The sequence below is a fragment of the Lentibacter algarum genome (genome assembly GCF_018860975.1).
GTDB lineage: Bacteria > Pseudomonadota > Alphaproteobacteria > Rhodobacterales > Rhodobacteraceae > Lentibacter > Lentibacter algarum_A.
On the sequence record NZ_JAHKQI010000001.1, the window covers coordinates 109,492 to 125,642 of the forward strand.

Sequence of the window (16,151 nt, forward strand, 5' to 3'; positions counted from 1 at the left end):
CCAGCCTGACACACCCGAACACAAAAGCAAAACGCCCCCGGATCTCTCCGAGGGCGTTTCTAAAGTCACGAAGGTGAAAGGCGCTTAGCCCTTCTCTTCGATGATCTCCACCATATGTGAGATCTTGTTGACCATGCCGCGCACGGAAGGTGTGTCTTCCAGCTCGCGTGTCTTGTGCATTTTGTTAAGGCCGAGGCCGATCAGCGTTTGGCGCTGTTTGGCGGGGCGGCGGATCGGAGAACCGATTTGTTTTACAACAATAGTTTTAGCCATGGGTCTCTCTCCTTACGCTTCTTCGGTTTCAGCAGCAGGCGCAGGCGCGGCATCTTTTTTCAAGATGTCGGCTACTTTCTTGCCGCGACGCTGAGCAACCATACGTGGGCTCTGCTGGTGCTGCAGGCCATCGATAGTCGCGTGGATCATCGCATACGGGTTCTGTGAGCCGGTTGACTTTGCAACAACGTCTTGAACGCCGAGCATTTCAAAAACAGCACGCATCGGGCCACCGGCGATGATACCAGTACCTTGTGGCGCGGTGCGCATTGTCACCTTGCCGGCGCCAGCGTGGCCGTGGCCGTCGTGGTGCAGGGTGCGGCCCTCTTTAAGAGCAACGCGGATCATCTTGCGCTTGGCAGCTTCTGTCGCCTTGCGGATCGCTTCAGGCACTTCTTTGGCTTTACCTTTGCCAAAACCAACGCGGCCTTTTTGATCGCCAACAACAACAAGTGCTGCGAAGCCAAAGCGCTTACCGCCTTTTACTGTCTTCGAGACGCGGTTGATCGCAACAAGGCGGTCCGCAAACTCGGGGGTTTCATCACGGTCGCGGCGTGGGCCGCGGCGGTTTTCACGTTCTGCCATGAGGCAATCCTTTATATCGTGGCGCTGAGCGCCGTTTGTGTCCAATCCTAGTGAGCCGCCCGTTGTAGGCAGGCCCCTGGATCATCGGAGGGGCGCGCAAACGCCCCTCTCTTTTTCTTGCCACGCAGCTGGATCCGAAAACCGGTTCCCACTTTTCGGGCTGCGCTTGGTCTTTAGATCTTCAAACCGCCTTCACGCGCAGCTTCGGCCAAGGCCTTCACTTTGCCATGAAAGAGGAAGCCGCCACGGTCGAAATAGGCTTCCGTGGCGCCGGCTTTTTTTGCACGCTCGGCAATCGCCGCGCCAACTTTCGCTGCCGCCTCGACGTTGTTTTTGCCAACCACACCAAGTGCCTTTTCGAGCGATGAAGCCGAGGCGAGAGTTACGCCTTGCACATCGTCGATCAGCTGCACGCTGATGTTTTTGTTTGAGCGATGAACGGACAGACGAAGTTTGCCTGAGTTCACTTTGCGAAGTTTGTTCCGGACGCGCATACGACGCTTGAGAAACAATGTGCGTTTTGAATTTGCCATTACTTCTTCTTCCCTTCTTTACGGAAGATATACTCGTCTTTGTATTTGATGCCTTTGCCTTTGTAGGGCTCGGGCTTGCGCCATTCGCGGATGTTTGCCGCAACCTGACCAACGAGTTGTGAGTTATCACCTTCAACGATGATCTCGGTCTGCTTAGGGCAGGTCACCGTGACACCGGCAGGCACTTCAAAGTTTACTTCGTGGCTGAGGCCGAGCATCAGCTTCAGGGTGTTGCCCTGCATCTGTGCACGATAACCAACACCGTTGATCTCAAGCTCTTTCTTGAAACCGTCGGTGACGCCCGTAACCATGTTCGCAACCATCGTGCGGCTCATGCCCCACTGCTGGCGCGCGCGCTTCGAGCTACCGCGCGGCGTAACCGTCACAGTGTTCTCTTCAACCGCGAGGGTCACGTCGTCAGATGCCGTAAAGCTATGCGTCGCTTTCGGGCCCTTAACCTCAATGGTCTGGCCAGAAATTGTTGCTGTCACACCAGCAGGCAAGTCGACAGGTCTTTTACCAATACGAGACATTGTGTTCTCCTTAGAAGACCGTGCAAAGCACTTCGCCGCCAACGTTGGCAGAGCGTGCATTTGCATCCGACATCACGCCTTTAGACGTGCTGACAATCGACACACCAAGGCCCTGACGGACTGTAGGGATGTCACTGGCGCCCATGTATACGCGGCGGCCAGGTGTCGAAACACGCTTAAGCTCGCGGATAACAGGAGTGCCTTCGTAATACTTCAAGCTGATTTCGATCGCCGGATGACCATCTGCACCAGTGGTTTTCTCGTAACCACGGATGTAGCCTTCGTCAGCCAAAACGTCGAGTACCCAGGCACGCAACTTCGAGGCAGGAGTCGAAACAGTCGACTTTCCGCGCATTGAAGAGTTGCGAATGCGGGTCAGCATATCTGCGATAGGATCGTTCATATCATATGCTCCTTACCAGCTCGATTTAACCATGCCGGGGATCTGGCCATTCGAGCCAAGTTCCCGCAGCGCGATCCGCGAAACCTTCAGCTTACGGTAGTAAGCGTGAGGACGGCCTGTCAGCTGGCAACGGTTGTGCAAGCGTGTGGCCGAGCTGTTGCGCGGAAGTTTTGCAAGCTTGAGAGAAGCGCGGAAACGCTCTTCCATAGGCTTGCTTTGATCGTTGATGATCTCTTTGAGCTCAGCGCGCTGAGTGGCATATTGTGCCACCAACTTCTGGCGCTTAACTTCACGAGCAATCATTGATTTCTTAGCCATATCTTTGTTCCTCCCGCGGATCAGCTATTGAAGGGCATGTTGAAGGCTTTCAACAGGCTCTTAGCTTCCGCGTCGGTCTTTGCGGTGGTGGCAATTACGATGTCCATACCCCAGGCTTCATCAACTTTATCAAAGTCGATTTCCGGGAAAACGATGTGCTCTTTAAGGCCCATGGCATAGTTGCCGCGGCCGTCAAAGCTCTTGCCGGATACGCCGCGGAAGTCGCGGATACGTGGCATAGCAATCGTGATCAGACGATCCATGAATTCATACATACGTGCGCCGCGCAGGGTCACTTTCGCGCCCATTGGCATGCCTTCACGAACCCGAAAACCCGCAATCGAGTTTTTCGCGTTGGTCATGAGAGCCTGCTGGCCAGAAATCAGCGTGAGATCTTCTACAGCTGACTTGGCTTTCTTGCTGTCACGTACGGCGGCACGGCCACACCCGATGTTCAGAACAACTTTGTCCAAACGTGGGGTCATCATGGCGTTCTTGTAGCCGAATTCCTCAATCATCGCTGCACGAATAGTTTCGTCATACAGCGCTTTGAGGCGCGGGGTGTAAGTCGCTTGATCAAGCATCGATAACGTCCCCTGTTGTTTTGGCTACGCGCACTTTCTTGTCGCCTTCAACTTTGAAGCCAACACGTGTCGGTTTGCCGTTTTTGTCAAGAAAAGCCAGATTGCTAAGCTGGATCGGCATGGCCTTAGGAAGGCGGCCGCCCTGGCTTGTCTGGGTTTGCTTGGTGTGGCGGATCGACATGTTAACGCCGTCTACGAGAGCTTTGCCAGCTTTCGTGTCCACTGACGAGATCGTGCCTTCTTTGCCTTTGTCTTTGCCGGCAAGAACGACAACCTTGTCACCTTTTTTGAGTTTAGCAGCCATCTTACAGCACCTCCGGTGCGAGTGAGATGATCTTCATGAAGTTCTTACCGCGCAACTCACGAACAACTGGCCCAAAAATACGCGTGCCCATAGGCTCGTTGGCGTTGTTGAGGATAACAGCCGCGTTGCGATCAAACTTGATCGCTGTGCCGTCGTCGCGACGAACTTGCTTGGCGGTGCGAACGACTACGGCCTTACGGACGTCGCCCTTCTTAACACGGCCCCGTGGGATGGCTTCCTTCACAGAAACAACAATAACGTCACCGACGCTTGCGTATTTCCGCTTGGATCCACCCAGAACCTTGATGCACTGAACCCGGCGAGCGCCTGAGTTGTCAGCAACATCTAGATTGGTTTGCATCTGGATCATAATGTCTCTCCTGACCTATGGGGCGCCGATGCGTGGCGTTATCCCCAGGGTTTCTAAACTGTTGGTGCTAAAAGCTTACGCTTCCAGAACTTCCCAGCGTTTCGTTTTTGAGCGCGGCGCACATTCAATGATCCGCACTTTGTCACCTACGTTGTAGGCGTTCTTCTCATCGTGAGCCCGGTACTTCTTGGACTTACGGATGGTCTTCTTCAAAACAGGGTGCGTGAAGCGGCGCTCAACCGAGACTGTTACAGTCTGTTCGTTTGCATTGCTGGTCACTGTGCCTGTGAGGATACGCTTTGGCATAACTCAGGCTCCCTTATTCTGCAGCCGCAGCAGCGGCTTTTTCGTTGATGATGGTCAGAACACGTGCTGTGTCGCGCTTGATAGTGCGCATACGAGCCGTATTTTCCATTTGGCCTGTCGCCTGCTGAAAACGCAGGTTGAAGCTTTCTTTTTTGAGGTTGGCCAGCTCTTCTTTGAGTTGGTCAGCCGACTTTTCGCGCAGATCTGCAGCGTTCATCGTATATTTCCTTTTCAACATCACTGGTAAGCCGCGATTAGCGTGACTCTGATTCCAGTGGAGTCCACGAGTAGAAGCCCGCCCAATACGCGCCTTCCACCAACAAAGCAAGCCCCATATCCCAAATAGACTTGGCTTGTAGATTATGAGTTCAAATATCCCGCCATAAGCGAAATGAATGCGCCCATATGGACAACCATGATCGCGCGGTCTTTCCACATCACACCAACGGCAAACCACAGGAATATGCCTACGAGTAAGGCAAACACATTCCGCGAAACAGTCCGCTCATTTGACAAACCTGCGCGAGTTGCATTCAGTGAAACCATTATAATGAAGGGATTCCCGGGGGGGGGAACCGAATGTTTGGTACGACTTTGGTAGCATTGTTAGGCTTGGTGTTTTTTTGCCTGTTTTTGACCCAGGCTCATTAGACACCGAGCCAGAAGACCCCACAGAGCCCACTGAGCCAACAGAGCCTGAAGACGAGAGCAATACCACCTCTGTCAGCTATGGCGACAGCGTTGAAGGCACGGACGGCGCCGATCTGTTCACACGCGACCCTTCTGTTGATCAGGGCGAGAGCATCGGCAGTGCGACCATCCACGCGGGGGGCGGCAACGACACTATCGCGCTCTTTGATGACGAGGACGGGTTGGCCAGAGACATTATTGTGCAGCTCGGCGACGTGACGATCGAACTCTCAGACATCGTCTTCCTCAACGCCCAAGGTGCCGCGCAAGAAGTTGCGTAAACCGCCTCGCAACTTCTGGCTCTGGCCGCTGGCCTGTTCAGGCCTCCTCTTCAGAGCCGCCGCTAACAAACTTGCTGGCATAGCGCTGCTCGCCAAGCCGCTCGATCAAGCTCAGTTGCAGCTCAAGCCAATTGCGGTGCCCCACCTCGTCAATCGCGATTTCCTCAAACAGAGCCTTTGATGCCAGATCGCCTGCATCATAAGCCTCTTTTGAAGCTTTTGTATAAAAGGCGATTGCTTCTTTTTCGTCCTTAAGGTCGGCCTCATACATGCTCTTCAGGTTCGCGGCAGCTTTTGGTGTTGCGGCAAACGCCAGCTCGGGCTCACCGCCCATGTCAAGAATTTGCGTCATAAAGCGGCTCGAGTGGCCCAGCTCTTCCTGAAACTCCCCGCGCATGGTTTCGGCCAGTTTATCCAGCCCCCAGTCGTCAAGAACATGCGCGTGCAGCTGATACTGATGCGCCGCTGTAAGCTCCATCTGAAGGGCCGTGTTAAGATGTTTCAACGTTGTTTCATTCGACATGTTCAATCTCCTGTCATTGCATTACCTACATTAGATATACCCCTAAAGGGGTTTTGAAAGAGACGGTTTGACGCAAGTCAAAAAAGCTCGTTCTTTTAGGCGGCTTGGATTACAAGGCAGGAATGTCAGATATTGAATCCCTCTTCGTGACCCGCCTCTACCGTGCTGCTTTGTCCGAGCACGGCCCTGCAATCAGTGCTGACGAACTCGAAAGCACCTGCTACGCCATCGCCGATGACGACGAGGCCGGCCAGGACTGGTGCGAGGAAAACGGCTATCCGGGCTATACGTCCTATGCGTCACTGACAGACCTCGGCTGGCGGATGCCGATCTTTGCCGACCTGATCAAAGCACTCGACCTGCACGTCGCCGCCTTTGCCAAAGAGCTGGCGTTCGACCTCGGCGAAGACGGCAAGCTTGAGCTGGAAGACATCTGGATCAACATCCTGCCCGAAGGCGGCATGCACGCCTCGCATATTCACCCGCACTCGGTGATCTCCGGCACAACCTATGTGTCAATGCCCGACGGCGCCTCGGCCCTCAAGCTCGAAGACCCCCGCCACGCCATGATGATGGCCGCCCCACCCCGCCTCAAAAGCGTGGACCGCGATCAAAAGCCCTTCATCTACGCCGCACCCAAGGTGGGCGACGTCCTCCTCTGGGAAAGCTGGCTGCGCCATGAGGTTCCGATGAACATGTCGGAGGATGATCGGATATCCGTGAGCTTTAACTATAAGTGGGTGTGATCATCCCGTAGGGCGCGCATTCACTGCGCACCGCAGATACGCGACTACATAACAACAAAGGGCCGCGACTGGCCCTGGGTGGGCGCTCCGGCATCTTTGAGAGGTCACCGACCTCAAAACACAAATGACATTGCTTGTTACACCAACGCTGCAAAAGCGCCCTCCCGTCGGGAGGGTCGGGCGCGGCCCGTGCGGTGCACGTGCTAAGTGCTCCAATAACAAAACCCCCGCCTGATCTCTCAGGCGGGGGTTTCTTTTCTCACCGGGGTGCGGCCCGGACGGTTTCTGCGAAACCGCCTACACCGCACTCCTGACAATCCGCTAAAGCGGTTTGCAAGTTACCAGTCTTCGCGAACCACGACGCGTGATTTGATCGGCAGTTTCATCGCCGCAAGACGCAGCGCTTCGCGAGCTACATCTTCGCCAACACCGTCGATTTCAAACATCACACGACCAGGCTTAACCTTGGCTGTCCAACGGTCAACCGAGCCCTTACCTTTACCCATACGAACTTCGATAGGCTTGGCTGTGACAGGCACATCAGGGAAGATGCGGATCCAAACACGGCCTTGGCGTTTCATGTGACGCGTCATAGCACGACGAGCAGCTTCGATCTGACGGGCAGTTACGCGCTCAGGCTCAAGAGCCTTGAGGCCGTAGGTGCCGAAGTTCAGATCAGAACCGCCCTTAGCAAGGCCCTTGATCCGGCCTTTGTGCTGTTTGCGGAATTTAGTGCGCTTTGGTTGAAGCATATCTCAGCCCTCCTTAGCGACGACCGCCAGCACCACGAGGTGCAGGGCCATCTTGGACTTGTTGCGCGCGACGTTCATGCGCCGAAGGATCGTGCTCCATGATTTCACCTTTGAAGATCCAGACTTTGATCCCGATGATACCATAGGCAGTCATGCCTTCAGAGTGTGCATAGTCGATGTCGGCACGCAGCGTGTGAAGTGGAACGCGACCTTCGCGGTACCATTCTGTGCGAGCAATCTCAGCGCCGCCAAGACGGCCAGCAACGTTGATACGAATGCCAAGGGCACCCATACGCATCGCGCTTTGAACAGAGCGTTTCATCGCACGGCGGAATGACACACGACGCTCGAGCTGCTCGGCAATACCGGAAGCGACGAGTTTCGCATCAAGCTCTGGCTTGCGCACTTCAACAATGTTGAGGTGCAGCTCGCTGTCGGTCAGGTTGGCAAGCTTCTTGCGGAGCGTCTCGATGTCCGCGCCTTTCTTACCAATGATGACACCAGGGCGGGCTGTGTGAATTGTCACGCGGCACTTTTTGTGCGGACGTTCGATGATCACACGGGCCACACCGGCCTGCTTGCATTCTTTGTTGATGAACTCGCGGATTTTGATGTCTTCCAGAAGAAGATCACCGAAATCTTTGGTGTTCGCATACCAGCGGCTGTCCCAAGTGCGGTTGACTTGAAGGCGCATGCCAATCGGATTGACTTTGTTACCCATTAGCTTGGTCCTCAACTTGGCGTACAGTGATGGTCAGCTGTGAGAACGGCTTCACGATCTTGCCGAAACGGCCGCGCGCCCGAGGACGCCCACGCTTCATGATCAAGTTCTTGCCCACATAGGCCTCAGAAACGATCAGCTCGTCTACGTCGAGGTTGTGGTTGTTCTCAGCATTGGCGATGGCCGACTGAAGGCACTTCTTCACGTCAGCAGCGATCCGCTTTTTAGAGAAAGTCAGGTCCGTAAGGGCCCGTTCGACTTTCTTGCCGCGGATCATCGCAGCTACCAGGTTCAATTTTTGCGGGCTGGTGCGAAGCATGCGCAGTTTTGCCATTGCTTCGTTGTCTGCCACGCGGCGGGGGTTCTTTGCCTTGCCCATGACTTACTTCCGCTTCGCTTTTTTGTCAGCGGTGTGGCCATAATAGGTGCGCGTTGGTGAATACTCACCAAACTTCTGACCGATCATGTCTTCCGTGACGTTTACAGTGATGTGCTTATGGCCGTTGTATACGCCAAACGTCAGGCCAACAAACTGTGGCAAGATCGTCGAGCGGCGCGACCAGATTTTGATAACTTCGTGACGGCCACTCTCGCGTGTCGCTTCGGCTTTCTTAAGCACGTAAGCATCCACAAAGGGGCCTTTCCAAACAGAGCGTGACATATGTTAGCGCCCCTTTTTCTTGGCGTGCCGCGAGCGGATAATCAGCTTGCTTGACGCTTTGTTCTTGTTACGAGTGCGAGCACCCTTCGTTGGCTTACCCCAAGGTGTCACTGGGTGACGACCACCAGAAGTCCGGCCTTCACCACCACCGTGTGGGTGATCGATCGGGTTCATAACAACACCACGAACCGACGGGCGCTTGCCTTTGTGACGCATGCGTCCGGCTTTACCGTAGTTCTGGTTTGAGTTGTCAGGGTTAGACACCGCACCAACAGTTGCCATGCACTCTTGACGCACCATGCGCAGCTCACCAGAGCTGAGACGGATCTGAGCGTAGCCACCATCACGACCAACAAACTGAGCATATGTGCCAGCCGCGCGTGCAATCTGCCCGCCCTTGCCTGCTTTCATCTCGATGTTGTGAATAATAGTGCCGATTGGCATGCCAGAGAACGGCATTGTGTTGCCTGGCTTGATGTCTGCCTTCGCTGAAGAGATAACCTTGTCGCCAACAGCCAAACGCTGCGGGGCCAAGATGTAGGCTTGTTCGCCATCTTCATATTTTACGAGAGCGATGAACGCAGTCCGGTTCGGGTCATACTCGATCCGTTCAACGGTTGCTGCAACATCCATCTTGTTACGTTTGAAATCTACAATGCGGTAAAGGCGTTTTGCCCCACCACCACGACGACGTGATGTAATACGTCCGGTGTTGTTCCGGCCGCCCGATTTCGTCAGACCCTCGGTGAGGGCTTTGACGGGACGTCCTTTCCAAAGCTCCGAACGGTCAATCAGCACCAACCCACGTTGGCCCGGCGTCGTCGGTTTATACGACTTGAGTGCCATGCTTTCTGTCTTCCGTTAAGCTCGGCCGGGTTGCCCCGACCTGTATGTTTCGAGCAGCTTGTTTCTGCTCGGTCTTTTAGGGCCCCGAAGGTCCCCAGCGAAAAAGCACGAGCCCCAGACGAATCTGAGGCTGCGCGATTGGTGGGATGTAACAGGGGTTTGCTGAGGTGTCTATAGGCGTGGGCTTATTTTATTGGCCTACGCGCGAGACGGGCTATCGCTGGCCCGCGGGGTGGCGAACGAACGTCAGTATCTGCCACTTTATCCCTGCCAATCACCTCTACCCCATCAGCGCTACACCCAGCCCAACCAAATCGCCGCCCCGTCCGGGCGGGCCAGCGATAGCCCGGCGGCCTACGGCCTTGAGTCCGGGCTCGGCAAGGAAGCTACAAAACCCCAAAAAGTCACTCAGTGCACTCAGGCAACATGCTCAGCACTCTCTCTGGGCTCGGACGCGCCAATTCAGGAAGTTCTTGCAACACCTCGTCCAATACCTCAGCGCTGAGCGCTGCGATCTCACAGCTATACTGTTTGAACGACCCTTCAGGGTTTTCTTCTTGCCATGCGAGGAAATCACGTCGTTCAAACTCCCCCACTGCGGCGATACCTGCAAGTGGGATCGCCGCCACAAATCGGCGCAGCCGCGCTTTCGCTTTCGCGCGACTTATGGCAGAGGCCAATTCTTTACGATGAGCGATCGCCGCTGAGGCCGCACTTGCGCTTAGACCAGCCACTTGAGCACTTAACCCTACCGTTTTCACGGCCAAGCTTGCAGTCGAGATTGCAAGTGTTGCACACATGATAAGTAGAAAGGTGGTGTTTTTGATAAGAGCGAGCAAGCAATTACTCCATAAAATATTTTTGGTCTCGAACAAAGGACGCGCAGGCCAAGTTTATGTCAATAATTCATAGACCCCTAAACAAAAAGCCCCCCGCCATACACTGGCGAGGGGCTTTTCAATTTCTAACGTAACCTAAGCCCTTACAGACCGGTGTTCACGTCAATCGTGTTGCCCTCTTCGAGCGTCACATAGGCTTTCTTCACGTCTTTACGCTTGCCGAGTTGGCCGCGGAAACGCTTCACTTTGCCTTTGGTGATCGTCGTGTTGACCGCCTTCACCTTCACACCAAACAGGCCTTCAACGGCTTCTTTGATCTGTGGCTTGTTGGCGTCGATATGCACTTCGAAAACAACTGCGCCGTTTTCTGACGCCATGGTTGCTTTCTCGGTGATGATCGGCTTGCGGATCACATCGTAGTGTTTTGCTGCAGCACTCATTTCAGGCGAGCCTCCAATGCTTCGATACCCGCTTTGGTGATCACGAGTGTGTCACGCTTGAGGATATCATATACGTTTGCGCCCATTGTCGGCAGGATATCGATGCCGTCAAGGTTACGAGCGGCGACTGCGAAAGCTTCGTTCACTTCTGAGCCGTCGATGATCAGCGCGCGCTTCCAACCAAGGTCTTTGACCTGCTTGGCAAGTGCACCCGTCTTGGTCACACCTTCAACGGAGTCGATCACAACAAGCTCACCCGCTTGCGCTTTTGCACTGAGTGCGTGGCGCAGGCCAAGTTTGCGGAACTTCTTGGTCAGATCGTGGCCGTGGCTGCGAACAACCGGGCCTTTGTAGATACCACCACCGCGGAAGATAGGCGCCGAGCGAGCACCGTGGCGTGCGCCACCTGTGCCTTTTTGGCGATAGATCTTCTTGGTTGAGTAGTTCACTTCCGAACGTGTCTTAACCTTGTGCGTGCCGGCTTGCGCATTGTTACGCTGCCAACGCACCATGCGGTGCAAAATGTCGGCGCGTGGCTCAAGGCCAAACAGCTCTTCAGACACTTCAACAGAACCGGCCTTGCCGCCGTCGAGTTTGATTACGTCAAGTTTCATGCTTCACCACCTTCCGCAGGCGCTTCTTCGGCAGGAGCCTCAGTTGCGGCAGCTGCAGCTGCTGACTTGAGAGCGGCCGGGAAAGGCACGTTCTCAGGCAGTTTCTTTTTCACAGCGTCTTTAACAGTCACCCATCCGCCTTTGGAGCCAGGAACAGCGCCTTTGACCATGATCAGGCCGCGGCCTGCGTCTGTTTTGACAACTTCAAGGTTCTGCGTCGTAACACGCACAGCACCCATATGACCGGCCATTTTCTTACCTTTGAAAACTTTGCCCGGATCCTGACACTGGCCTGTTGAGCCGTGTGAACGGTGTGAGATCGAAACACCGTGTGTCGCGCGCAAACCGCCGAAGTTGTGGCGCTTCATCGCACCGGCAAAACCTTTACCGATAGATGTGCCCGCAACGTCAACCTTCTGGCCTTCCACATAGTGCTCGGCAGAAATCTCTTCGCCAACAGCGATGAGGTTCTCTTCTGACACGCGGAACTCAGCGACCTTACGTTTTGGTTCAACCTTGGCAGCAGCAAAGTGGCCGCGCATCGCTTGTGATGTGCGCTTTGCCTTGGCAACGCCGGCACCAAGCTGAACAGCTGTATAGCCGTCACGCTCAGATGTGCGCTGGTCAACGACCTGCAGGTTTTCGAGTTGAAGAACGGTCACAGGAATCTGCTTGCCGTCTTCCATGAACAAGCGGGTCATGCCCACTTTTTTAGCGATTACACCGGAGCGCATATGATACCCTCCTTAAACTGAAATCTGAACGTCAACGCCAGCAGCGAGGTCGAGCTTCATCAGCGCGTCAACGGTCTGTGGTGTTGGGTCTACGATGTCGAGAAGGCGCTTGTGTGTGCGGATCTCAAACTGGTCGCGAGATTTCTTGTTCACGTGTGGACCACGCAGAACAGTGAATTTTTCGATCTTGTTAGGCAGTGGGATTGGCCCACGCACCTGCGCACCGGTGCGCTTGGCAGTTGCGACGATCTCTTGTGTGCTGGCGTCCAGAACACGATAGTCGAATGCCTTCAGCCGGATACGGATGTTTTGGCTTTGCATATCATTCGCCCTTTCGAGGCTTCAGAGTTGATAGGACGACAGGTGGCTCATTCCCCCTGCCCTCGTCGAACTCCGGGCAAATAACAAAAGCGGGACCGAATCCCGCCTCACGCTGTTTGCCCAGCGAACTTGGGTGCTCTACAGGCGGTTGCGGTTTGGGGCAAGAGGAAATGTTGGGGTTGCGCCTCCTAATGCGCGAGCACCGCACGAGTCATAGGCCTTAATAAATCTTCAACTTCAACGACCGTGCGCTTTCGAGCACCTTTAACCTCAATTTCCCGAGTATTTCCAACGGTCGAAGCAACTAGGTTCAACTGGCAACCACTATTCTTCGACCATTTTTCAATATTGGCGAAGTTCGTTGCCGAAAAAAACTGTTGATACTCCTCCAGATCGGTTTGAACTTCCTTCAGATTGCTTAGCGCATTTTTCACCGCTTGATGAAAAGTCGAGAGGCTATTTTTATTCTCAAGCTCAATGGCTAGATCCATAACCGCATCTTCATCGTCCCCAATTACTGAAAGCGTGCGGATTGCTTCATCAACCTTTGTGTCTAGATCAAACTGTTCGCTAGTCGGGGCTCTCCCGCGCAACCTAACGCACTTCTCTGAAACAAATTCATCTATATAGTCGCCAGAAGGTTGGAGTGCTTTTCTCTTGGTCTCTACCAATAACCAACCGTTCTCGGTATTGAACGCTCTCCTAAAATGCGTTTTCGCCTTTTTGCTGTTGTTTAACTTGTCAAAAGCATTTTTCGCATCGGGCACTCGTTCCGATAGTTGTTCAGCGACCTTCCGCGCATCACGAATATGGCACCAGTTATCAAGAAGATATTCCCCTCCAGCGATTTCAGCTTGCTCCGCTTCATAACGCTGTTTTTCATCCCTAAACCCCGAACCTTTATAGTGCTTCTCACCGCAAACTGGCCCAATTAGATACAGCCAACCTAACTGATCCACTATTAGCAGGCCCTCATGAATGAATTTTGGTTTGGGGCCACAAATATTGCAGGCCGCACGCTTATCGTCTCGCCTTTTCGGATCCACCGATATTTTGTCTTTAACGATCCTGAAACTTCGCTCTTGAGGCGGTCGACAATTCTTATTGATTCCAGCGAATTCTTCTGGAAAAGCGGAGGCTGCCAAGTGTTCAGAAAACTCTCGGCGAATTCTATCAATGCTGCAATCATACCAAGGGCCGCTGCGATCAATGTTCGCCATATGTTCCAGACTCTGTGGTCAATGAGAACAAAAGGGTAACATGATTCCCCTACTACATCAAGTGCAAGATCAGCCTAGGCACTCGATATCGAGTAGTTCGCGCTACTAGTGGCAGATATCTGCTCTCGCAGCCCCCCTCACCCACCAATCTTCACAGCTTCCCCATGTGGCGTGCTCAAAAATGCCTCCGTCCACAGTGCTTTCATCTGCGTCATCAGTCCCGCCTCGGCGATGCCTTTATCAACCAGCATCTCCTCAAGCGCAGCCACCCACGCCACGTAGTAATCCTCCGAGCCGTCAAGCTCGCGCTCCTGCCCGTCGGCCTCAAGCCGCGCACTAAACACCGCCGCCCACTCGGGCCAAGCGAAATGCCCGGCCTCGCTCAAGGCCACGGTCAAAGCAAAAACCTGCCCGTGCCACGGCGCTTCAAAGGCTTTCTCTGGCTCAGGCGTGCTCATACTTCGGCGCTCAAATAGCTCTGCCACAGATCAAGCACCATGCTGTCAGCCGCGCTCTCGGCGTCACCCTCCCAGAGATCAGCCGCACTAAACTCAACCGCATACAAAGGCTCAGGCGCCTCACCGAGCCCATGCGCATTGCTGTCGGGAAACACGTGCGCGCCGTGCAGCATCACCACGGTGCCAACCCGCCCCGCGGCATAAGAGGGCAAGCGCGTGTGCCCGCCCGCCACGTTTTTGTTGTGGCTATACGTTGCCGTGCGCACACGATCACCAACCGCAAAAGCCGCCGCTCCGCCTTCACGTGAATAAGGCTTCACCGCGTGCATTCCGGCCCAAACAGCTTCGGCTTTCAAAGCCTTGTCCGACAGCTCAGCAGGCCTTGCCTCGGTGTCACCGACAGCCAACAGCGCCGCGCGTTCAATGTCTTCAACGCTCAAAACGCCCGAAGAGACAAACAAATCCGTCAGCCCGGAGATCCACTTCTCATAGTAGCTGAAATTCGCATAATCCTTCGGAGCCAGCCGCTCGCGCGCATGGCGGCTCATATCAATGTTCCACTGCCCAAGCGCCCCAGCCGCCAGGTTCAAAGCCAAAGCCCGCGCCTCCCACTCGGAGTGAAACACAACAGCGTCATCCTTCTCGGGAATAGCTCCATCGCCAAACCGCCCGCCCATGTCATGTACACGGCTCACGCGACGGCTCCGGCCAGAGCGGTGCCAATCATCGCATTGCGACTGACCAGTTCAACCAAATCATCCTCAGACATGCCCGCGCTCCCCTCAGGCCGCATCGGCACAACCAGGTAACGCACTTCAGCAGTTGAATCCCAAACACGCACGGCCTGATCAGCCCCAAGCTCAACGCCGAACTCCGCCAAAACCGCTCTCGGCTCACGCACGGCGCGGGCTCGGTAAGCGTCGGATTTATACCAGCTCGGCGGAATTCCCAGGATCGCCCAAGGGTAGCAAGAACACAGGGTGCAAACCACGAGGTTGTGCTGCTCTGGCGTGTTCTCAACGGCCACCACATGTTCGCTCTGACGCCCGACAAAGCCAAGCTCGGCAATCGCCGCAGTCGCGTCCGTCATCAGGCGCGCATGATACTCCGGGTCAGACCACGCCTTGGCCACAACCCGCGCGCCGTTTTTCGGCCCTATCTTATGTTCGTATGTGTCAATCAACTCCGCAAGCGCGTCCGGATCAACCAGCCCCTTCTCGACCAGGATACTCTCAAGCGCCTTGACCCGCAGTTCCGGATCAGACGGCAAAAGACTGTGCGGGTGGTCATGGTCATGAGGCATGTATCAGGCTTTCCAATAAGGCTCCCCAACTATCAACGCACCGCGCAACACAAGTCAACGCGCTATGGCATATGCGACGCAACCTGAAACACACCGAGCGTGTCAAACCCACCGAGGATCGCATCAACCGCGATAGTTGCCAGCACAATACCCATGACGCGACTGATCACACTCGCACCGGTGTTGCCGATCATACGATGAACAAAACTCGCGGCCAGTAACAACACCAACGTGAACAACAACACCACAACAAGCATCGCCGCCGTGATCGCCTGATCAGCAATCGTCTCGGTGTGGTTGTCGGTCAGCACCACGATCGCAAGCATCGCACCGGGCGAGGCAATCGAAGGCATAGCCAGCGGAAACACGGCTCCGGCAAGATGGTCGCGCCCCGCATCTTCAATCTCGCGATTCGGCTTTGACTCGCCAAAGATCATTGTCATTGCAAATAGGAACAATATGATCCCACCGGCGATCTGAAACGAACCGAACCTCAGGCCTAATGTTTCAAGCAATACCTGTCCGGCAACGAGAAACGCCAACAGAACCAGTGTCGAAATGCCAACTGCGCGCAACGCAAGGCTCCGGTGCAGGCGCGTGGGAACACTTTGAGCCGCAAACAAAAATACGGGTATTGTCCCGACCGGATCAATAACCACAAATAGCGTTACGAACTCGCGCATGAGAGATGTCCAGTCGATGGGCAATCCAAGTCTCCAAATGAAAGAATGCTAACCTTAAAGCAGTAAAGCTGACCTAAAGCAAATCGCTATAACTTACACCACCGCAAAGC

At 54.6% G+C, this 16,151-nt stretch carries 30 protein-coding genes; 2 read left to right on the forward strand and 28 right to left on the reverse strand.

Translation table 11 applies throughout. From position 1 onward, the window contains the following. Nucleotides 1–84: 84 nt before the first annotated feature. The 12 genes from rpmD to KO498_RS18375 all read right to left on the reverse strand — a co-directional run bounded on the left by rpmD (nucleotide 85) and on the right by KO498_RS18375 (nucleotide 4,755). Entirely contained in the window at nucleotides 85–273 is a 189-nt protein-coding gene (rpmD, locus tag KO498_RS00510; protein WP_167685428.1) for a 50S ribosomal protein L30, read from the reverse strand. A 12-nt stretch (nucleotides 274–285) separates the two neighbouring features. Next, on the reverse strand, nucleotides 286–858 hold the full coding sequence (gene rpsE / locus KO498_RS00515) for a 30S ribosomal protein S5 (protein ID WP_215957913.1): 573 nt from the start codon (nucleotides 856–858) through the stop codon (nucleotides 286–288). 173 nt (nucleotides 859–1,031) lie between these two features. Then, a complete protein-coding gene (gene rplR, locus KO498_RS00520) occupies nucleotides 1,032–1,391 on the reverse strand; it encodes a 50S ribosomal protein L18 (protein WP_215957914.1) in 360 nt (119 codons plus the stop codon). Continuing rightward, nucleotides 1,391–1,924, reverse strand: a complete 534-nt coding sequence (gene rplF / locus KO498_RS00525) for a 50S ribosomal protein L6 (RefSeq protein ID WP_215957915.1) — start codon at nucleotides 1,922–1,924, stop codon at nucleotides 1,391–1,393. Before rplF ends, rplR begins: the two co-directional genes overlap by 1 nt. Nucleotides 1,925–1,934: 10 nt before the next feature. Further along, complete coding sequence (rpsH, locus tag KO498_RS00530; RefSeq protein ID WP_215957916.1) at nucleotides 1,935–2,327, reverse strand: 30S ribosomal protein S8; 393 nt, start codon at nucleotides 2,325–2,327, stop codon at nucleotides 1,935–1,937. A 12-nt stretch (nucleotides 2,328–2,339) separates the two neighbouring features. Continuing rightward, on the reverse strand, nucleotides 2,340–2,645 hold the full coding sequence (gene rpsN / locus KO498_RS00535; protein WP_215957917.1) for a 30S ribosomal protein S14: 306 nt from the start codon (nucleotides 2,643–2,645) through the stop codon (nucleotides 2,340–2,342). A gap of 20 nt (nucleotides 2,646–2,665) precedes the next feature. Further along, the gene (rplE, locus tag KO498_RS00540) at nucleotides 2,666–3,229 is read right to left on the reverse strand and encodes a 50S ribosomal protein L5 (protein ID WP_215957918.1); all 564 of its coding nucleotides are present in this window, start codon (nucleotides 3,227–3,229) and stop codon (nucleotides 2,666–2,668) included. After that, nucleotides 3,222–3,533: a 50S ribosomal protein L24 gene (rplX, locus tag KO498_RS00545; protein ID WP_215957919.1), complete on the reverse strand. Its 312-nt coding sequence runs from the start codon at nucleotides 3,531–3,533 to the stop codon at nucleotides 3,222–3,224. The genes rplE and rplX overlap by 8 nt, the downstream gene beginning before the upstream one ends. A 1-nt stretch (nucleotide 3,534) precedes the next feature. Beyond that, nucleotides 3,535–3,903: a 50S ribosomal protein L14 gene (gene rplN, locus KO498_RS00550; protein ID WP_215957920.1), complete on the reverse strand. Its 369-nt coding sequence runs from the start codon at nucleotides 3,901–3,903 to the stop codon at nucleotides 3,535–3,537. Between the two features lie 75 nt (nucleotides 3,904–3,978). Further along, on the reverse strand, nucleotides 3,979–4,209 hold the full coding sequence (rpsQ, locus tag KO498_RS00555) for a 30S ribosomal protein S17 (protein WP_215957921.1): 231 nt from the start codon (nucleotides 4,207–4,209) through the stop codon (nucleotides 3,979–3,981). A gap of 13 nt (nucleotides 4,210–4,222) precedes the next feature. After that, nucleotides 4,223–4,426, reverse strand: a complete 204-nt coding sequence (rpmC, locus tag KO498_RS00560) for a 50S ribosomal protein L29 (RefSeq protein ID WP_215957922.1) — start codon at nucleotides 4,424–4,426, stop codon at nucleotides 4,223–4,225. A gap of 143 nt (nucleotides 4,427–4,569) precedes the next feature. After that, nucleotides 4,570–4,755 (reverse strand): DUF6552 family protein, encoded by a 186-nt coding sequence (locus tag KO498_RS18375; protein WP_354667600.1) that lies wholly within the window; start codon nucleotides 4,753–4,755, stop codon nucleotides 4,570–4,572. A 77-nt stretch (nucleotides 4,756–4,832) separates the two neighbouring features. Between KO498_RS18375 and KO498_RS00565 the strand changes: the two genes are divergently transcribed. Next, nucleotides 4,833–5,180 carry a hypothetical protein gene (locus KO498_RS00565; protein ID WP_215957923.1) on the forward strand — a complete coding sequence of 116 codons (348 nt, stop codon included), beginning with the start codon at nucleotides 4,833–4,835 and terminating at the stop codon, nucleotides 5,178–5,180. A gap of 37 nt (nucleotides 5,181–5,217) precedes the next feature. Here the strand turns inward: KO498_RS00565 and KO498_RS00570 are convergent, their stop codons facing one another. Then, the gene (locus KO498_RS00570; protein ID WP_215957924.1) at nucleotides 5,218–5,703 is read right to left on the reverse strand and encodes a ferritin-like domain-containing protein; all 486 of its coding nucleotides are present in this window, start codon (nucleotides 5,701–5,703) and stop codon (nucleotides 5,218–5,220) included. A 122-nt stretch (nucleotides 5,704–5,825) separates the two neighbouring features. Here KO498_RS00570 and KO498_RS00575 point away from each other — a divergent pair, with 122 nt between their 5' ends. After that, complete coding sequence (locus KO498_RS00575; protein WP_215957925.1) at nucleotides 5,826–6,449, forward strand: TIGR02466 family protein; 624 nt, start codon at nucleotides 5,826–5,828, stop codon at nucleotides 6,447–6,449. Nucleotides 6,450–6,787: 338 nt separating this feature from the next. On the opposite strand, the gene rplP is transcribed toward KO498_RS00575, so the two are convergent. From rplP to KO498_RS00650, 15 genes are all read right to left on the reverse strand, one after another. Next, entirely contained in the window at nucleotides 6,788–7,201 is a 414-nt protein-coding gene (gene rplP, locus KO498_RS00580; RefSeq protein WP_215957926.1) for a 50S ribosomal protein L16, read from the reverse strand. A 13-nt stretch (nucleotides 7,202–7,214) separates the two neighbouring features. Then, nucleotides 7,215–7,922, reverse strand: a complete 708-nt coding sequence (rpsC, locus tag KO498_RS00585; protein ID WP_215957927.1) for a 30S ribosomal protein S3 — start codon at nucleotides 7,920–7,922, stop codon at nucleotides 7,215–7,217. Next, the gene (gene rplV, locus KO498_RS00590; protein WP_215957928.1) at nucleotides 7,915–8,301 is read right to left on the reverse strand and encodes a 50S ribosomal protein L22; all 387 of its coding nucleotides are present in this window, start codon (nucleotides 8,299–8,301) and stop codon (nucleotides 7,915–7,917) included. The genes rpsC and rplV overlap by 8 nt, the downstream gene beginning before the upstream one ends. A 3-nt stretch (nucleotides 8,302–8,304) precedes the next feature. Continuing rightward, nucleotides 8,305–8,583 (reverse strand): 30S ribosomal protein S19, encoded by a 279-nt coding sequence (gene rpsS / locus KO498_RS00595; protein ID WP_215957929.1) that lies wholly within the window; start codon nucleotides 8,581–8,583, stop codon nucleotides 8,305–8,307. A gap of 3 nt (nucleotides 8,584–8,586) precedes the next feature. Next, on the reverse strand, nucleotides 8,587–9,429 hold the full coding sequence (gene rplB / locus KO498_RS00600) for a 50S ribosomal protein L2 (RefSeq protein WP_215957930.1): 843 nt from the start codon (nucleotides 9,427–9,429) through the stop codon (nucleotides 8,587–8,589). A gap of 404 nt (nucleotides 9,430–9,833) precedes the next feature. Further along, nucleotides 9,834–10,304 carry a hypothetical protein gene (locus tag KO498_RS00605; protein WP_215957931.1) on the reverse strand — a complete coding sequence of 157 codons (471 nt, stop codon included), beginning with the start codon at nucleotides 10,302–10,304 and terminating at the stop codon, nucleotides 9,834–9,836. A gap of 107 nt (nucleotides 10,305–10,411) precedes the next feature. After that, complete coding sequence (locus KO498_RS00610) at nucleotides 10,412–10,708, reverse strand: 50S ribosomal protein L23 (protein ID WP_215957932.1); 297 nt, start codon at nucleotides 10,706–10,708, stop codon at nucleotides 10,412–10,414. After that, entirely contained in the window at nucleotides 10,705–11,322 is a 618-nt protein-coding gene (gene rplD / locus KO498_RS00615; RefSeq protein ID WP_215957933.1) for a 50S ribosomal protein L4, read from the reverse strand. Before rplD ends, KO498_RS00610 begins: the two co-directional genes overlap by 4 nt. Continuing rightward, nucleotides 11,319–12,056, reverse strand: coding sequence for a 50S ribosomal protein L3 (gene rplC / locus KO498_RS00620; RefSeq protein ID WP_215957934.1), 738 nt, complete (start codon nucleotides 12,054–12,056; stop codon nucleotides 11,319–11,321). Before rplC ends, rplD begins: the two co-directional genes overlap by 4 nt. A gap of 12 nt (nucleotides 12,057–12,068) precedes the next feature. Then, nucleotides 12,069–12,377, reverse strand: coding sequence for a 30S ribosomal protein S10 (gene rpsJ, locus KO498_RS00625; protein WP_089887356.1), 309 nt, complete (start codon nucleotides 12,375–12,377; stop codon nucleotides 12,069–12,071). Nucleotides 12,378–12,565: 188 nt separating this feature from the next. Beyond that, nucleotides 12,566–13,597, reverse strand: a complete 1,032-nt coding sequence (locus tag KO498_RS00630; protein ID WP_215957935.1) for a hypothetical protein — start codon at nucleotides 13,595–13,597, stop codon at nucleotides 12,566–12,568. A 137-nt stretch (nucleotides 13,598–13,734) separates the two neighbouring features. Beyond that, nucleotides 13,735–14,055, reverse strand: a complete 321-nt coding sequence (locus KO498_RS00635) for a nitrile hydratase accessory protein (protein ID WP_215957936.1) — start codon at nucleotides 14,053–14,055, stop codon at nucleotides 13,735–13,737. Beyond that, the gene (nthB, locus tag KO498_RS00640) at nucleotides 14,052–14,750 is read right to left on the reverse strand and encodes a nitrile hydratase subunit beta (protein ID WP_215957937.1); all 699 of its coding nucleotides are present in this window, start codon (nucleotides 14,748–14,750) and stop codon (nucleotides 14,052–14,054) included. The genes KO498_RS00635 and nthB overlap by 4 nt, the downstream gene beginning before the upstream one ends. Further along, nucleotides 14,747–15,358 (reverse strand): nitrile hydratase subunit alpha, encoded by a 612-nt coding sequence (gene nthA / locus KO498_RS00645; protein ID WP_215957938.1) that lies wholly within the window; start codon nucleotides 15,356–15,358, stop codon nucleotides 14,747–14,749. The genes nthB and nthA overlap by 4 nt, the downstream gene beginning before the upstream one ends. A 62-nt stretch (nucleotides 15,359–15,420) precedes the next feature. Further along, nucleotides 15,421–16,041, reverse strand: coding sequence for a MarC family protein (locus KO498_RS00650; protein ID WP_215957943.1), 621 nt, complete (start codon nucleotides 16,039–16,041; stop codon nucleotides 15,421–15,423). Nucleotides 16,042–16,151 lie beyond the last annotated feature (110 nt).

Bases quoted from the DNA above. Each gene is read 5' to 3' on its own strand.
- rplB (WP_215957930.1), bottom strand. From the start codon at position 9,429: ATGGCACTCAAGTCGTATAAACCGACGACGCCGGGCCAACGTGGGTTG.
- rpsJ (WP_089887356.1), bottom strand. From the start codon at position 12,377: ATGCAAAGCCAAAACATCCGTATCCGGCTGAAGGCATTCGACTATCGT.
- rplF (WP_215957915.1), bottom strand. From the start codon at position 1,924: ATGTCTCGTATTGGTAAAAGACCTGTCGACTTGCCTGCTGGTGTGACA.
- KO498_RS00610 (WP_215957932.1), bottom strand. From the start codon at position 10,708: ATGAGTGCTGCAGCAAAACACTACGATGTGATCCGCAAGCCGATCATC.
- rplC (WP_215957934.1), bottom strand. From the start codon at position 12,056: ATGCGCTCCGGTGTAATCGCTAAAAAAGTGGGCATGACCCGCTTGTTC.
- rpsS (WP_215957929.1), bottom strand. From the start codon at position 8,583: ATGTCACGCTCTGTTTGGAAAGGCCCCTTTGTGGATGCTTACGTGCTT.
- rpmD (WP_167685428.1), bottom strand. From the start codon at position 273: ATGGCTAAAACTATTGTTGTAAAACAAATCGGTTCTCCGATCCGCCGC.
- rplP (WP_215957926.1), bottom strand. From the start codon at position 7,201: ATGCTTCAACCAAAGCGCACTAAATTCCGCAAACAGCACAAAGGCCGG.
- rpsQ (WP_215957921.1), bottom strand. From the start codon at position 4,209: ATGCCAAAGCGTATCCTCACAGGCACAGTGACCAGCAATGCAAACGAA.
- rplR (WP_215957914.1), bottom strand. From the start codon at position 1,391: ATGGCAAATTCAAAACGCACATTGTTTCTCAAGCGTCGTATGCGCGTC.
- KO498_RS00575 (WP_215957925.1), top strand. From the start codon at position 5,826: ATGTCAGATATTGAATCCCTCTTCGTGACCCGCCTCTACCGTGCTGCT.
- KO498_RS18375 (WP_354667600.1), bottom strand. From the start codon at position 4,755: ATGGTTTCACTGAATGCAACTCGCGCAGGTTTGTCAAATGAGCGGACT.
- KO498_RS00570 (WP_215957924.1), bottom strand. From the start codon at position 5,703: ATGTCGAATGAAACAACGTTGAAACATCTTAACACGGCCCTTCAGATG.
- rplX (WP_215957919.1), bottom strand. From the start codon at position 3,533: ATGGCTGCTAAACTCAAAAAAGGTGACAAGGTTGTCGTTCTTGCCGGC.
- rplV (WP_215957928.1), bottom strand. From the start codon at position 8,301: ATGGGCAAGGCAAAGAACCCCCGCCGCGTGGCAGACAACGAAGCAATG.
- rpsH (WP_215957916.1), bottom strand. From the start codon at position 2,327: ATGAACGATCCTATCGCAGATATGCTGACCCGCATTCGCAACTCTTCA.
- rpsN (WP_215957917.1), bottom strand. From the start codon at position 2,645: ATGGCTAAGAAATCAATGATTGCTCGTGAAGTTAAGCGCCAGAAGTTG.
- nthA (WP_215957938.1), bottom strand. From the start codon at position 15,358: ATGCCTCATGACCATGACCACCCGCACAGTCTTTTGCCGTCTGATCCG.
- rplE (WP_215957918.1), bottom strand. From the start codon at position 3,229: ATGCTTGATCAAGCGACTTACACCCCGCGCCTCAAAGCGCTGTATGAC.
- rpmC (WP_215957922.1), bottom strand. From the start codon at position 4,426: ATGAACGCTGCAGATCTGCGCGAAAAGTCGGCTGACCAACTCAAAGAA.
- KO498_RS00635 (WP_215957936.1), bottom strand. From the start codon at position 14,055: ATGAGCACGCCTGAGCCAGAGAAAGCCTTTGAAGCGCCGTGGCACGGG.
- rpsC (WP_215957927.1), bottom strand. From the start codon at position 7,922: ATGGGTAACAAAGTCAATCCGATTGGCATGCGCCTTCAAGTCAACCGC.
- KO498_RS00650 (WP_215957943.1), bottom strand. From the start codon at position 16,041: ATGCGCGAGTTCGTAACGCTATTTGTGGTTATTGATCCGGTCGGGACA.
- rplD (WP_215957933.1), bottom strand. From the start codon at position 11,322: ATGAAACTTGACGTAATCAAACTCGACGGCGGCAAGGCCGGTTCTGTT.
- rplN (WP_215957920.1), bottom strand. From the start codon at position 3,903: ATGATCCAGATGCAAACCAATCTAGATGTTGCTGACAACTCAGGCGCT.
- rpsE (WP_215957913.1), bottom strand. From the start codon at position 858: ATGGCAGAACGTGAAAACCGCCGCGGCCCACGCCGCGACCGTGATGAA.
- KO498_RS00630 (WP_215957935.1), bottom strand. From the start codon at position 13,597: ATGGCGAACATTGATCGCAGCGGCCCTTGGTATGATTGCAGCATTGAT.